The 13,828-nt window shown below is 72.8% G+C and carries 11 protein-coding genes; 3 read left to right on the top strand and 8 right to left on the bottom strand.

What is annotated here, in order from left to right:
* The first annotated feature begins 47 nt into the window (after nucleotides 1–47).
* Nucleotides 48–878, top strand: a complete 831-nt coding sequence (locus tag C8K30_RS23830; RefSeq protein ID WP_108495384.1) for an HAD family phosphatase — start codon at nucleotides 48–50, stop codon at nucleotides 876–878.
* A gap of 523 nt (nucleotides 879–1,401) precedes the next feature.
* Here C8K30_RS23830 and C8K30_RS23825 read toward each other — a convergent pair.
* Nucleotides 1,402–2,493 (bottom strand): NADH:flavin oxidoreductase/NADH oxidase, encoded by a 1,092-nt coding sequence (locus C8K30_RS23825; RefSeq protein WP_108495383.1) that lies wholly within the window; start codon nucleotides 2,491–2,493, stop codon nucleotides 1,402–1,404.
* Between the two features lie 179 nt (nucleotides 2,494–2,672).
* Between C8K30_RS23825 and acs the strand changes: the two genes are divergently transcribed.
* Nucleotides 2,673–4,703, top strand: a complete 2,031-nt coding sequence (acs, locus tag C8K30_RS23820) for an acetate--CoA ligase (protein ID WP_108495382.1) — start codon at nucleotides 2,673–2,675, stop codon at nucleotides 4,701–4,703.
* Nucleotides 4,704–4,855: 152 nt separating this feature from the next.
* Here acs and C8K30_RS23815 read toward each other — a convergent pair whose 3' ends face one another.
* The 3 genes from C8K30_RS23815 to C8K30_RS23805 are packed head-to-tail and all read right to left on the bottom strand — an operon-like array spanning nucleotide 4,856 to nucleotide 8,278.
* Nucleotides 4,856–6,343 (bottom strand): amidohydrolase family protein, encoded by a 1,488-nt coding sequence (locus C8K30_RS23815; RefSeq protein ID WP_108495381.1) that lies wholly within the window; start codon nucleotides 6,341–6,343, stop codon nucleotides 4,856–4,858.
* A gap of 13 nt (nucleotides 6,344–6,356) precedes the next feature.
* The gene (locus tag C8K30_RS23810; protein ID WP_108495380.1) at nucleotides 6,357–7,751 is read right to left on the bottom strand and encodes an FAD-binding oxidoreductase; all 1,395 of its coding nucleotides are present in this window, start codon (nucleotides 7,749–7,751) and stop codon (nucleotides 6,357–6,359) included.
* On the bottom strand, nucleotides 7,748–8,278 hold the full coding sequence (locus C8K30_RS23805; RefSeq protein ID WP_158281110.1) for a flavin reductase family protein: 531 nt from the start codon (nucleotides 8,276–8,278) through the stop codon (nucleotides 7,748–7,750). Before C8K30_RS23805 ends, C8K30_RS23810 begins: the two co-directional genes overlap by 4 nt.
* 138 nt (nucleotides 8,279–8,416) lie before the next feature.
* Between C8K30_RS23805 and C8K30_RS23800 the strand changes: the two genes are divergently transcribed.
* Entirely contained in the window at nucleotides 8,417–9,013 is a 597-nt protein-coding gene (locus tag C8K30_RS23800) for a helix-turn-helix domain-containing protein (RefSeq protein WP_108495378.1), read from the top strand.
* On the opposite strand, the gene C8K30_RS23795 is transcribed toward C8K30_RS23800, so the two are convergent.
* The 4 genes from C8K30_RS23795 to C8K30_RS23780 are packed head-to-tail and all read right to left on the bottom strand — an operon-like array spanning nucleotide 8,982 to nucleotide 13,781.
* Entirely contained in the window at nucleotides 8,982–10,424 is a 1,443-nt protein-coding gene (locus C8K30_RS23795) for an amidohydrolase family protein (RefSeq protein ID WP_233257396.1), read from the bottom strand. The two genes, C8K30_RS23800 and C8K30_RS23795, sit on opposite strands and share 32 nt — an antisense overlap.
* On the bottom strand, nucleotides 10,421–11,245 hold the full coding sequence (locus C8K30_RS23790; RefSeq protein WP_108495377.1) for a creatininase family protein: 825 nt from the start codon (nucleotides 11,243–11,245) through the stop codon (nucleotides 10,421–10,423). The genes C8K30_RS23795 and C8K30_RS23790 overlap by 4 nt, the downstream gene beginning before the upstream one ends.
* Nucleotides 11,245–12,597: an FAD-binding oxidoreductase gene (locus tag C8K30_RS23785; protein ID WP_108495376.1), complete on the bottom strand. Its 1,353-nt coding sequence runs from the start codon at nucleotides 12,595–12,597 to the stop codon at nucleotides 11,245–11,247. Before C8K30_RS23785 ends, C8K30_RS23790 begins: the two co-directional genes overlap by 1 nt.
* Nucleotides 12,597–13,781, bottom strand: coding sequence for a hypothetical protein (locus C8K30_RS23780; RefSeq protein WP_108495375.1), 1,185 nt, complete (start codon nucleotides 13,779–13,781; stop codon nucleotides 12,597–12,599). Before C8K30_RS23780 ends, C8K30_RS23785 begins: the two co-directional genes overlap by 1 nt.
* Between the last annotated feature and the right edge of the window lie 47 nt (nucleotides 13,782–13,828).

Below are 13,828 nucleotides of genomic sequence, written 5' to 3'. Positions count from 1 at the left end.
ACTGCTGAGAGCCGTCCTACGACCGGACACCCCGTTAGGCTCGTCGCGTGACCGAGCAGGTTCCCCAGATCGCTCCTCGACCGCTGCCGCGGGCTCCGCGTGCCGCCGCGTTCTTCGACCTCGACAAGACGATCATCGCCACCAGCTCGTCGGCGGCGTTCTCCAAGCCGTTCATCGCGGGCGGGCTCATCTCGCACGCCGACGTGCTGCGCAGCGCCTACGCCCACTTCGTCTTCATGATCGGCAACGCCGACGCCGACCAGACGGAACGGATGCGCGCGCACCTGTCGTCGCTCGTCACGGGCTGGGACGTGGAGAAGGTCCGGCAGATCGTGACCCAGACGGTGCACGAGCTCATCGACCCGTACGTCTACGCGGAAGCGGTCGAGCTCATCACCGAGCACCACGCGGCGGGCCGGGACGTCGTGGTGGTGTCGGCGTCGGCCGCGGTGCTGGTGGAGCCCATCGCCGCCGTGCTCGGCGCGGACCATGTGCTCTCCACCCAGATGACGGTCCGGGACGGCCGGTTCACCGGCGAGATCGACTTCTACAACTACGGCGACAACAAGGCGGTGGGCGTCCGCCGGCTCGCCGCGCGAGAGGACTACGACCTCGCGCGCAGCTTCGCCTACTCCGACTCGATAACGGACGCCCCGATGCTGTCCGCGGTCGGGCACGCCTACGTGGTCAACCCGGACCGGGTGCTCAAGCGCCGGGCGGCGCAGTCCGGCTGGGGTGTGCTCGCGTTCACCCGCCCGATCGCGCTGCGCCCGCGCATCGAGCCCGTCCCGCTCCTCGCGGTGGTGGGCGCGGTGGCAGTGGGCGTCACCGTCTGGCTGGTCTGGCGCGCGGCCCGACGCCGGTCGCGGCGCCGCTGAGCTCCGCGCCAGAAACAACCCCGAGATCAGCCCTTCGAGGTCGACCGAACAACCGCATCAGGTCAAGCCACGGTAAGGCCGAAGATTTTCCCAGCCAATTGGCAGCATGACAGGAATTGGCAATTGTGAAGATCAGCGTGTCCAGGTTGCTTTTGTATGCGGAAGGCAGTGTGATTGTGTTCACAGCAAGAATTCAGGGCGGCAGGGACCGTGCCCTGGGGGTCGAAAGGGTCTAGGCCCGTTCGGCAGCGAGCGAAGTGCACGGTCACCCCGCCAGCTGGTGAGAGCGGTATCCGGCTTGAGGATGCTCCCGGATTCCGTACTCGTGGGCCGAGATCTCGCCACCGTAGTGGCCGGGCCCTTGCACTTCCGGATCGCGATCGGAAAGTGCGAGGGGCCCGGCCGCTCGGCGAATCGTTTCGCGGAATGCACGCCGGCCGGAAAAGAATCACCGCGCTCGACATTCCCTCGGCGTTGAATCGCCCTCAGCCGTGATTCACGCTCACCGCACAGCCATCACGAGTCATCGCCACTGCGCGCGCTTGTACTGCGGCTGCGCCCCCACCCCGGAGTCCACGGGCACCGTCCCGATCTTCTCGCGCAGCGTGTGTGCCGCACGCAGCGGCCAGTACGGGTCGCGCAGGGCCTCGCGCCCGAGCATGACGGCGTCCGCCGAGCCCTCCACGAGAATCTGCTCGGCCTGGGCCGGCTCGCTGATCAGCCCGACCGCACTGACCGGCAGGCCCGTCACCTCGCGCACGCGTCGTGCGTGCGGCACCTGGTAGCCCGGCCCGACCGGGATCGTCGCCGGCGCCACACCGCCGGTCGACACGTCGACGAGGTCCGCACCGAGCGCGCCGATGCGGCCGGCGACCGCGGCGACGTCGTCCACGGCGAGGCCGTTCTCGAGCCAGTCGGTCGCCGACAGCCGCACCAGCACGGGCAGGTCGTCCGGCCACGCGGACCGCACGGCTCCCACCGTCTCCTCGACGAGCCGCGCGCGTCCCTCCGCGGACCCGCCGTACTCGTCCGTGCGGGAGTTCGCGAGCGGCGACAGGAACTCGTGGAGCAGGTACCCGTGCGCGGCGTGCACCTCGACCGTGTCGAACCCGGCCTCGCGCGCCCGGCGCGCGGCCGCGGCGAACTGCTCGGGAACGTCCGCCACCTGCGCGGGCGTCATCTCCGCCGGGGTCGCGTACCCCGGGTAGGGCGAGGCCGACGGACCGAGGGCCGGCCAGCCGCCGTCGGACACCGGGACGCTGCCCTGCACGGGCGACCACGGACGGAAGGTCGACGCCTTGCGCCCCGCGTGGGCGAGCTGGATGCCGATGCGCGCCCCGCGCTCGTGCACGAAGTCCACGATGCGCTTCCACGCGGCGGTCTGCTCGTCGTTCCAGATGCCCGTGTCCTCCGGCGAGATGCGCCCCTCCGGCACGACGGCGGTGGCCTCGGTCAGGACCAGCCCGAACCCGCCGACGGCGCGGGTACCGAGGTGGACGAGGTGCCAGTCGTTCGGGACGCCGTCGACCGCCGAGTACTCGCACATCGGCGCAAGCCAGACGCGGTTGGGCAGGGACAGGCCGCGAAGAGCTATCGGTTCGAAGAGGAGGCTCACGCCTGCCCCAACGTGGCCGGTCGCCGGGCCATTCCGTGGCAGGCACCTGGTGTCTCAGCTGGTGACATCGGATTGTGAGGGGTGTCACCGTCCGGGACTACACTCCCGGGCAGAGAGACCGTCAAGGCAGCGCCAAGCCCCTGCCCGAAAGAACGCGAAGACGCGCACCGGAGGACACCGTGACAGACACCAACCCGACGTCGGGCTCGGCATCCAGCCCCAGCCTCGAGAACCTTCTGCACGAGACCCGGAGCTTCCCGCCCAGCGCGGAGTTCGCTGCCCAGGCGAACGCGAAGGCCGACCTGTACGAGAAGGCGTCGGCCGACCGCCTGGGCTTCTGGGCCGAGCAGGCTCAGAACCTCGTGACCTGGAAGACGCCGTTCACCGAGACCCTGGACTGGAGCGGAGCCCCCGTCGCGCGCTGGTTCGCCGACGGCACGTTGAACGCCGCCTACAACGCGGTGGACCGCCACGTCGAGGCCGGCAACGGCGACCGGGTCGCCATCCACTTCGAGGGTGAGCCGGGCGACACCCGCACGGTCACGTACGCCGACCTGCAGCAGGAGGTGTCCCGCGCGGCCAACGCGCTCACCGCCCTGGGCGTGCAGACCGGCGACCGCGTGGTCATCTACCTGCCGATGCTCGTCGAGTCGGTCGTCGCGATGCTGGCCTGCGCCCGCATCGGCGCCCCGCACTCCGTCGTCTTCGGCGGTTTCTCCGCCGACGCCCTGCGCAGCCGGATCGCCGACGCCGAGGCCACCCTGGTCATCACGGCCGACGGCGGCTACCGCCGCGGCGCCCCGTCCGCCCTCAAGCCGGCCGTCGACGAGGCGCTCGCCCCCAAGGAGGGCGCCGACCCGACGACCGTGCGGAAGGTGCTCGTCGTCCGGCGCACCGAGCAGGAGGTGGACTGGGTAGAGGGCCGCGACGTGTGGTGGCACGAGGCTCTTGCCGAGGCGTCCGACCAGCACGAGCCGGTCGCCGTCGAGGCGGAGCACCCGCTGTTCATCCTGTACACCAGCGGCACCACCGGGAAGCCGAAGGGCATCCTGCACACCACCGGCGGCTACCTCACGCAGGCGGCATACACCCACAAGAACGTGTTCGACCTGAAGCCGGAGACCGACGTCTACTGGTGCACCGCCGACGTCGGCTGGGTCACCGGGCACTCCTACGTGGTCTACGGGCCGCTCGTGAACGGCGCGACCCAGGTCCTGTACGAGGGCACGCCCGACTCCCCGCACCGCGGCCGCTGGTGGGAGCTCATCGAGAAGTACAAGGTCTCGATCCTCTACACGGCGCCGACGGCGATCCGCACCTGCATGAAGTGGGGCGACGACATCCCCGGCGGGTTCGACCTCTCCTCCCTGCGCGTCCTCGGGTCGGTGGGCGAGCCCATCAACCCCGAGGCGTGGATGTGGTACCGCCGCGTCATCGGCGGCGACAAGGCCCCGATCGTCGACACGTGGTGGCAGACGGAGACCGGCGCCATCATGATCAGCCCGCTCCCGGGCGTGACCGGGACCAAGCCCGGCTCGGCGCAGGTGGCGCTGCCCGGCATCGTGGCGACCGTCGTCGACGACGAGGCCAAGCCCGTGCCCGACGGTGGTGGCGGCTACCTCGTGCTGTCCGAGCCGTGGCCGTCCATGCTCCGCGGCATCTGGGGCGACCTGGAGCGCTACAAGGACACGTACTGGTCGCGGTTCGACGGCCTCTACTTCGCCGGCGACGGCGCCAAGAAGGACGAGGACGGCGACATCTGGCTGCTGGGCCGCGTGGACGACGTGATGAACGTGTCCGGCCACCGCCTGTCCACCACGGAGATCGAGTCGGCGCTGGTGTCGAACCCGATCGTGGCGGAGGCCGCGGTTGTCGGCGCGAACGACGAGACCACCGGCCAGGCCGTCGTCGCGTTCGTGATCCTGCGCGGCAGCCATGCGAGCCGGGCGGCGACGCCGGAGGGCGCGGCCGACGTGCAGAAGGAGCTGCGCGACCACGTGGGCAAGGAGATCGGCCCGATCGCGAAGCCGAAGAAGATCCTCGTGGTGCAGGAGCTGCCCAAGACCCGGTCCGGCAAGATCATGCGCCGACTGCTGCGCGACGTCGCCGAGGACCGGGCGGTGGGCGACGCGACGACCCTGGCCGACTCCTCCGTGATGGACCTGATCACTGCGGGCCTGGCGGCGCCGTCGGCCGCCTCGGAGGACTGACCCCCCTCTCGCCGAAGTAGAACCAGGGCGAAGGCGAACCCCGGCGAGATAGAACCGAAGATCGCGCTTCAGTTCTATCTCGCCACAGTTCTGTGATGTCTCAGGACATCGTGCACAGTTCTACTTCGCCATGGTTCTGTCTGGCTGGCGTTCTATCTCGCGGCTTGGTGCGCGCCGGCCGCCTCGTTGTCGGGTCCGCGCGAGTCCCTCCGGGCGCGCGCCGAGGTGAGCTGCTCCGCGGTGACCGCGAGCCTGCGCCCGTCGGCGTGCGCCGCTCGCTCGATCCGCTCGGCCAGCTCGGCGTCGGCGCGCTCGGCGAGCGGCGTCGTCCCGCGCCCGTCGCGGGCGACACACTGCCCGCCCACGTACGTCGCGCGCAGGTTGCGCAGGCCGCACGCGAGGACGTAGGTCGCGACGACGTCCCATACGGGGCCGGTGCTCGGCGCCCGGTGGTCGACGAGCAGGAAGTCCGCGTACTTGCCGACGTCCAGGCTCCCCACCCGGTCGGCGACGCCGAGCACCTCGGCGGCCCCCAGCGTGTGCATGCGGAGCACGTCGCGCGGGGAGAGCACCCCGGCGTCGTGGTGCAGCGCACGCTGCGAGTACAGGCCGAGCCGCATGTTGGACCAGGGGTCGGAGATGTCGGTGCACGACTGGTCGTCCAGGCCGATGCCCACCGCGATGCCGGCGTCGCGGTAGCGCACGACGTCCGCGACGCCGGACCCGAGCCGCCCGTTCGACGTCGGCTGCCAGACCACGGGGCTGCCCGCCGCCGAGACGCGGTCGACCATCGTGTCGGTGGGGTGGACGAAGTGCCCGAGGAGCAGGTCGGGACCGAGCGCCCCGGCGTCCTCGTACCAGGCGAACTTGGCCCGCTGGACGGCCAGCCCTTCGGCGGTCTCCACGAAGTGGGCCTGGTCGGTGATGCCGTGCTCGCGCATCACGCGCACCTCGAGCTCCGCGGTGCGCGACGTGGCCGCCCATTGGACGGCGCCCATCACGGACACCCCCAGCTGCTGGTCGCGGCCCGCCCGCTCAGGGGCGCGCGCCGCGGCCACCTTGCGCGCGAAGGTCGCGAGCACCTGGTCCTCCGGACCCGCCTCGTCGTCCAGCCGGATCGCGTGCACGGCACGCAGGCCGGCATCGACGGTGCCGTCCATCTGGCGGGTCGTGTAGTCGTCGGGGTGCACCCGGCCGAGCACGTTACGTGCGGTGCGCGGGTCGTACAGCCACGTGACACCGGACTGCATGAAGTTGTACGCGCTGGTCACCCCGTTGGCGAGGAAGTCAAGCGACCCGTGCAGCGTCGCCCAGTACATGTCCTCCGCGTCGGTGTGCCGGAACAGCTCCATCATCGAGCGCACCCACGGGTACAGGGTCGCGTCGGGGGAGATGCCGCGCAGGCCGGACGTGAACAGGTGCGAGTGCGCGGAGACGAAGCCGGGGGCCACCATCGCGCCGCCGGCGTCCAGCACCGGCGCACCCTGCGTGTCGGACGGCGGGTCCCCGGGACCCAGGGCGACTATGCGCCCGTCGGTGCCGACCTGGAGCCAGCCGAAGTACCACTCGGGTCCAGTGTCCGCACCGGGCAGGAGCAGGGCGTCGACGACGGTGAGGGCAAGCGGAGCGGGGTGGGTCACGGGTCTCCTTCTGTCACGATCGAGCGGGGCGGTCGGCCGGGAGCAGGTCCGGGGTCAGGCCGGGCGGCGCGGAGAAGACGCCGGTGGGATCGAGCCGACCGCGTACCGCCCGGACCCGGTCGATTCCTCCGTCCGCCCAGCAGCGGGCGAGCTGACCAGGGGCGCGGCGCAGGTCCGCCTCGCCGACGTAGTGTCCGGTCGTCACGTCGGTGAGCGCGCCGAGCGTCGCGGTGGGCCAGGCGAGATTCGCGGCGTCGGCGTCACCCGGCCGCCAGACGGCGTAGGCGGCGACGGTCAGCGTCCCGAGGGGCCGGTGCAGGGTGTCCGGGGCGGGCGGGGCCGACCGGCGATACGACGCCGAGCTGACCAGCACGCTCGACCCGGACGACGGCGCAGAGGGGAGCCATGGGGCCAGCCGAGGCAGCACCTCTGCGTAGCCCGCACGGGTCCACGCCTGCTGCGCGACGCACCCCGACTCCGGCCATGCGGGCTCGGCCCGGAGCAGGCCGGGCATGGTCGTCGAGCTGAACACGACCGCGGCCGTGACGCGCGGCAGCTCCCGGGTGACGGGGGCGAGCAGCGCGTCGGCGTGCCGGTCGTCCCGCCCGAACGCGGTCACCGACGCGACGATCCCGAGTCCGCTGTCGGCCTTTCCGAGTACCAGCGTGAGCTCCACCTCGGGCGCGACCACCCGGGCGAGGCTGTCCGCCCAGGCCCCGACGGCGGCGAGGTCGTCCGCGCCGGCGGCCCGCATGTGCACGGAACACCGCCGCACGGCGGGCTCCGGCCACAGGCGGAGCCCGAAGGACGTGACCACCCCCGGGAACACCGGACCGCCGCCACGCAGCACCGCGAACGCCTCGGGGTCCGCGGCGGCGTCGAGCACGACCTGCCTCCCATCGGCCAGCACCACCTCCGCATCCCGGACCGACTCGCAGGCGCTGCCCCACGCGCCCTGGTTCCAGCCGTTGCCCCCGGCGAGCAGAAAACCGCCGAACCCGACGCCTGCCTTGTGCCCCACCGGAAACGCCAGCCCGGTACCGTCAAGGGCCTCCGCGAGCGCCAAGGACGTCACGCCCGGGCCGACGCGCGCCGTCCGCGACCCGAGGTCGACGACGACGTCGTCGAGCGCGCCGACGTCGAGCGCGAGGGCGCCATCACCCAGGGCGGCGAACGCGGTGCTGTGCCCGCCGGAGCGGACGGTCACGGGCAAGCCGCTCCGGCCGGCGTGTCGGACGGCCGCCGCGACGTCCGCGACGTCGTGCGCCGCGACGACGAGCGCGGGACGGTCCTCGGGCACCACAGCGGAGACGGAGAGCGCCCGCCGGGCGGGCTCGTAAGCGTCGTCGCCCGGGCGGACCGCCCTCGCGGGCAGGTCGACGGGTCCGAGGACATCGCCGTCGGTCACCCGTGCCGCACCTCCGGCGCGCGGGTCGCGCCGACGTGGTGGAACGTCCGGTCGAAGTGCACCAGCGCACGTCCCTGGGCGGCCCCCGCGGAGTGCACCCGGACAACCTGCCCGAGGAGCAGCACGTGGTCTCCGGCCTCGACCTCTGCCCAGGTCTCGCACTCGAGGACGTGGCGCGCATCGTCGGCAAGGACGGGAACCCCGCCCAGGCCGGGACGGACCGCCAGGCCGGCGAACTTGTCCGGGGCCTTGGAGGCGAAGACCTTCGCCACCTCCTCGCGGTCGTGCGGCAGCACGTGCACGGCGAAACGTCGCGCCTCGCGCAGCGGCGCCAGCGTCCGGCTGGACCGCCCGACTCCGACGGCCACCAGCGGCGGGTCGAGGCTCACGCTCATCACCGCGGTGGTCGTCAGCCCGGCTGGGACGCCGTCCGCCGCCGTCGTCACCACGCACACCCCGCTCGCCAGACCGGCCATCGCGTCCCGGAATCCGTCGGCGACGGAATCGGGATGCGATGTTGATGACATCAACATTCCTCCATCCTCGGTGGTCGATGTTTCACCGGGATCACCCCGGCGCGCGGGTTCTGTTACGGACGCCGGTACGGCAGCAAGTCCCCCGGCGTCGGCCGCCGTCCGACCGTCGCGGTCCCCTAACATCGAGGAATGGACGCGCTCATCGACGAGGACACGGACCCCCTCGGTCGCTCGGTCACCAGCCTGGGGCAGAAGATCCGCGCGCTCCGGCACGACCAGGGCCTGACCCTCGTCCAGCTCGCCCAGGCATCGGGGCTCTCGCACTCGTTCCTCAGCCAGGTCGAGCGCGGCCGGGCGCGGCTGAGCATGTCCTCCCTGTTCCGGGTGGCGACGACGCTCGGCACGACCCAGCAGATCCTGCTCTCCGGGACCGCGACGTCCGACGCAGGCAGCGCGTCGGTGGTGCGCAGCACCGGCGAAGCGTGGGCCTCGGCGAACGGCGGTACGGTCCGCGCGCTCGCGCCGGCCGGCGACCGCCCGTTCGACCCGCTGGAGTACACGGGCACCACGCGCGACCCGGGCCCGTACTGGGTGCACGACGAGGACGAGTACGCCTACGTGGTGTACGGGCACGTGCTGCTCGACCTGGACGGCGCCATCGACGAGCTGGGGCCGGGCGACTCCGCGTACTACGGCGGCGGCATCCGCCACCGCTGGGGCAGCGCCGACGGCAGGCCCTACCGCCTGCTGGTCGTCAAGCAACGATTCGCGCCAGGCGCCGACTGAGCCCGCGGGCGACCTCGCGCTCGTCGGCCGCCACCAGGCGTCCGTCCCGCACGACTACCCGGCCCCCGACGACCACATGGCGCGGCCGGCGGCCCGGCGCGGCCCAGAGCAGGCCGGCCACCGGGTCCGCCACCCCGGCGTCGGCGACCCCGCCGACGTCCCAGACGCACAGGTCCGCCGCCGAGCCGGCCTCGAGCCGGCCGAGCTCGGGCCTGCCGAGCCCGTCCGCCGACCCGGAGGTCGCTGCGTCCAGGAGCTCGCGCGCCGTGAGCTGCCGGCCCACCAGCGCGGAGACCTGCATGCCGAGCCGGGCGTCCGCGAGCAGGTGGCCCGCGTCGTTCGACCCTCCGCCGCTCGTGCCGAGACCCACCACGACGCCCGCGGCGAGGAGGTTCGCGACGGGCGCGACGCCCCAGCCCATCGGCACGTCGCACCCGGGCGCATGGGTCGCGTGCGCCCCCGACGCCGCCACGCGGGCGATCTCGTCGGAGGTGACGTCGCACAGGTGCGCGACCGTGACGTCGGGGGCGAGCCAGCCCCACTCGTCCAGCAGGTCCAGCGGGCGCCTGCCGTAGCGCTCGAGCGCCGCGGCGACGTCTACCTGCTCGTTGGCCTGCGTGCGGCGCCGCAGCCCGCGGCGGGCCGCCACCTCGCCCAGCAGCCGGAAGGTCGCCTCGCTGTCGCTGTGCACCCCGGCCGGGCCGACGGCGACCTGCACGCCGCCGTCCGCCCGCACCCCGCCGGGCGCGTCGCCGACCAGCGCCGCAGCGATGGCGTCGGCGCTCAGCGCCGCCGTCTCGGGATCGTCCCCCGCGGTGCCGCGGACGAGGACGAGCCGCGCCCCGAGCTCGTCGGCCGCGCCGGCGGCTGCCCGGGCGAGGTCCACGGTCTCGGCGGGATCGAGCGCGGCCGGCCACGTCAGATGATGGTCCGCGACAGTGGTGACCCCGCTGAGCAGCGCCTCGGCGAGCCCGGCGAGCGCCGCGGCGCCCACCAGCTCGGCGTCCACGGAGGCGCGCCGGTACGCGGCGGCCATCAGGGCGAGCCACTCGCGCATCGGCACGCCGCGCGTTCCGGGCAGCGTCCGGAACGCCGTCTGGAGCAGGTGGTGGTGCGCGTTCACCAGCCCCGGCGTGACGACGCAGCCCGTCGCGTCGAGCTCCACCGTCTCGACGCCGGCGGGCGCGCCGCGCGCGCCCGTCCCGGCCCCGACACTCACCACCCGGCCGTCGCCGCCGACGACGACGTCGCCACCCGGCTCGCCCTCGCCGTCGCCCGCACCCGGACCGGGCCCGGTCCCCGCAGCCGGCCCCGTGCGGATCGCGAGCGCCCCGCGAACGATCAGCCGCGGCGCCGCGCCGTCGGCCCCGGACGCACTCGCGCCGGACCCGCCGAGCCCAGGCGCACTCACGCCCGTTCCCGCGCGCCCAGCGCCCCCGCGCCGTCGGCCGGCGTCGTGAACCGGGACGCCTCGACGAGCGTGCGTGCCAGCTGCTCGACGGCGTGCTCGAACAGCTCTTTGCCCGCCTCGGCTGACGCCGTCGTCGGGTCGCCGATATGACCGTCGGGACCGAAGTCGCTCGACAGCCAGCCGAACGACGTGGGGCGGCCGAATCCGATCTGCTCGTAGGCGAGCAGGTCCTCCGGCACGCGGCGCTCCGCGAGGTCCATGCGGACCAGGTCGGGTCGCAGGTGCAGCATGAGCGACGTCTCCCCGTGGCCGCCGTGGACGCCGAGCCCGTGCTCGCCGTCCGACACCGAGGCACCGCCCTGGTCGCGCGGCGTCGCGAGGTGGGCGAAGAACGTGCGCAGCCCGAACCGGCGGCGCAGCTCGCGGTTCGCGACCTGGCCCAGCGCGGAGTTGCCGCCATGGCCGTTGACGAACGCCAGCCGCGTGATGCCCGACGCCGCCAGCGACCGCCCGACGTCGACCAGGACCCGCATGAGCGTGTCCCACGACAGCCAGATGGTGCCCGGGAATCCCGCGTGCTCGTCCGACTTCGTGTACGCGAGCGGTTCCAGCAGCACGACGGAGGCCGCGCCGGAGGCAGCCACCGCCCCTACCGCCGCTGCCGCCGCCTCCGTGGCGGTGACGAGGTCTGTGGACACCGGCAGGTGCGGGCCGTGCTGCTCGATCGCGCCGAGCGGCAGCACCGCGACCGTGTCCGCCGGCAGCGCCTCGATCTCCGGCCACGTCAGGTCCGCGAACCGCGGGACCCGGGCCGCGCCCATCAGCGCACCCCGATGTTGATGCGGGTGTCGACCGGCGGTGCGTCCACGAGCTTGCCCGGGTTGAGCAGGCCCTTCGGGTCCGTGGTCCGGGCCGTTTCGCGGGCGAGGTCCACGTGCCGGTCCACGTACCACTGGTGCGGCGAGTGCACGCCGAGGCCGAGCGCCTCGAGGCGCTCGATCCCCGCGAGCGCCTCCTGCTCGGAGACGTAGTCGGCGACGACCATCGCGAGCGGTGCGCTGCCCATGAGCTCCAGGTGCAGGTGGACGTCGCCGTCGTACACCGCCCGGACGTCGTCGGGGCGCTCCCAGTGCGCGAGCCCGCCGGTCTCCATGTGGAACCACGTGCGGTCGGGGTGCGCCTTCTGCAGGAAGTACACCGGGTGGTTGTACGACATCGACGACAGCTTGTCCGTCTCCGCGTAGTCCGCGAGGCTCGCGACGACGACGCCGCCAGCGGCCACGACCCGCGCCTCGATCTCCGCCACGGTCGAGGCCTCCGCGATCACGCGCAGGCTGTGCTGCGCGGGATCGAGCGGCACGGCGGCTGGCAGGCTCGGCACTAGCGCGGGCGGGTCCGCGGAGGCGAGCCGTGGCAGCACCGGCAGGTCGAGCAGCGAGCGGTGCACGCTCGTCATCGACGCCCAGTCCTGGAACTCGGCGTAGACCGCCACCCAGTCGCGCGCGGGGTCGGTGGCGATCTCCAGCTCGACGATCACCCCGGTCACCCCGTACACGTGCACGTAGGGCATGACGTCCGGGCCGGACACGGTGAACGTGGTGCCGCTACCGTCCATGGGCGCCACGGTGAGCGAGAGCACGTAGCCGTCGGAGGTGGACCCGTGCTCGATCGTCCCCGTACCGGCCGAACCACCGCCGACGAACCCGCCGATGGTCGATCCCTTGGTGGACGGGTAGATCCAGATGTCCCGGCCCGCGGCCCGCGCTGCGACGTCGATGGCGGTGATCTTCGCCCCCGCGCCCGCTGTCACCGTGCCCGAGTCATTGACCCGGATCGTGTCGAGGCCGCGCAGGTCGAGCACGAGCCCGCCGTCGAACGGCGTGGCCTGCCCGTAGTTTCCCGTGCCCGAGCCGCGGGGCGTCACCGGGACGTCGTGCTCGTAGGCGATCCGCAGGACCTCGGCCACCTCGTCCGCCGAGCGGGGGCGCACGACGGCGTCCGGCAGGTACCGGCCGGCCGGCACCTTCTCCTGAAGGATCGGCGACATGCGCGACCAGTCGGAGGAGGCCTTGAGCAGCAGCTCCGCCTCGGTGGAGACGAGCTCGGGCCCGAACCGGTCGGCGATCTCGGTCGCGGCTGCCGCGGCCCGCTCGGCGGTGGTCGGAGTGGTCATCAGCTTCCCATCGAGATCGAGTCGTCGATGAACTCGTTCGTGTACAGCGACTCGGGGTCGATGTCCGCGGAGTCGATCTGGCCGGCGTTGACGAGGAGCGTGCCGAAGGTGTCGACGATCTCCGCCATGCGGTCGGGGTCGATCTGGCCGAACACCCCGGAGGCCGGGTCGTCAGTGACGATGCCGAGGTCCTTCTGGGCCTTGACGGAGTAGTCGGCCACGCCGAGCGAGTAGGTCCATCCGGTCTGGTACTGGTCCACGAGGTCGACGATCAGCTCGTTCGTGGCCTGCGGGTCCTCGAGGTAGTCGATCTGCGACTGCTGCATGATCGGCACGAGCTTGGCGAGGCAGTCGGCGTTCTCCTCGAGCTTGTCCGCGCGGACCGCGAGCGCCTCCGGGTACACCGAGTAGCCGACCTCGGAGATCAGCTGGTAGTCGACCGGCTTGTTCCACTGCGGGATCTCGTTCTCGTAGCTGTACGGCTCGGCAGTCGCGAACCCCTGCTGCAGGATGCTCGGGTCGGAGACGAACCGCTGCGGCGTCCCCTCGAAGCTGAGGTCGATCTGGGACTTGTCGATGATGCCCTGGGCGGCGAGCAGCTGCGGGAACACGTCGCCCGAGGCCACCAGCGGGTCGCCGTCGGCCGCGGCCTCCTTGATGGTGGTCGCGCCCTCGTGGCTCTCCGGGTCCCACATGACCATCTGCGGGCTGTTGGTGAGCTGGGACGCCACGGTGACCACGGGGTTGTCGGCCAGCCCGGCGATCTGCCCGTCGGTCGTCACCGCTCCGAGGAGGATCGAGTCGTCCAGGTACATGAGCGACGGCACGGGCTGGAAGTTGACGTTCGGCCCGCCCGGGCGCACCTCGATGTCCACCCCGGTGTCGACACCCTGGGCCACCAGCGAGCCGGTGACCGACTTGGCCTCGATGTCCACCGTGTGGTCCGCCCCGACGAGCGAGTACATCGCCCCGTGCTCCGCCTCGGGCTGCCAGTCCTGCTGCATGACGACGGTCGCTGGGCAGACGCCGGAGAGGTCGAGCGGGCCGTCCGCCTCCGCCGCCGGGACGTCGAGCTGGGCCGCTCCGCCCTGGGCGTCGGCGGACCCGCCGCACGCGGTCAGGGCGAGGAGCGGGACGACGGTCAACGTGGCGAGGGCGAGGCGTCGGGGCCGGGATCGGAACATGAGGACTCCAAGGGTGGGGCGGGGGGTGTGGCTGGGGGGTCTGGGGC

Origin of the sequence: Promicromonospora sp. AC04 (genome assembly GCF_003058225.1) — a bacterium.
Lineage (GTDB): Bacteria > Actinomycetota > Actinomycetes > Actinomycetales > Cellulomonadaceae > Promicromonospora.
This window is presented reverse-complemented; position numbering and strand designations above follow the sequence as displayed.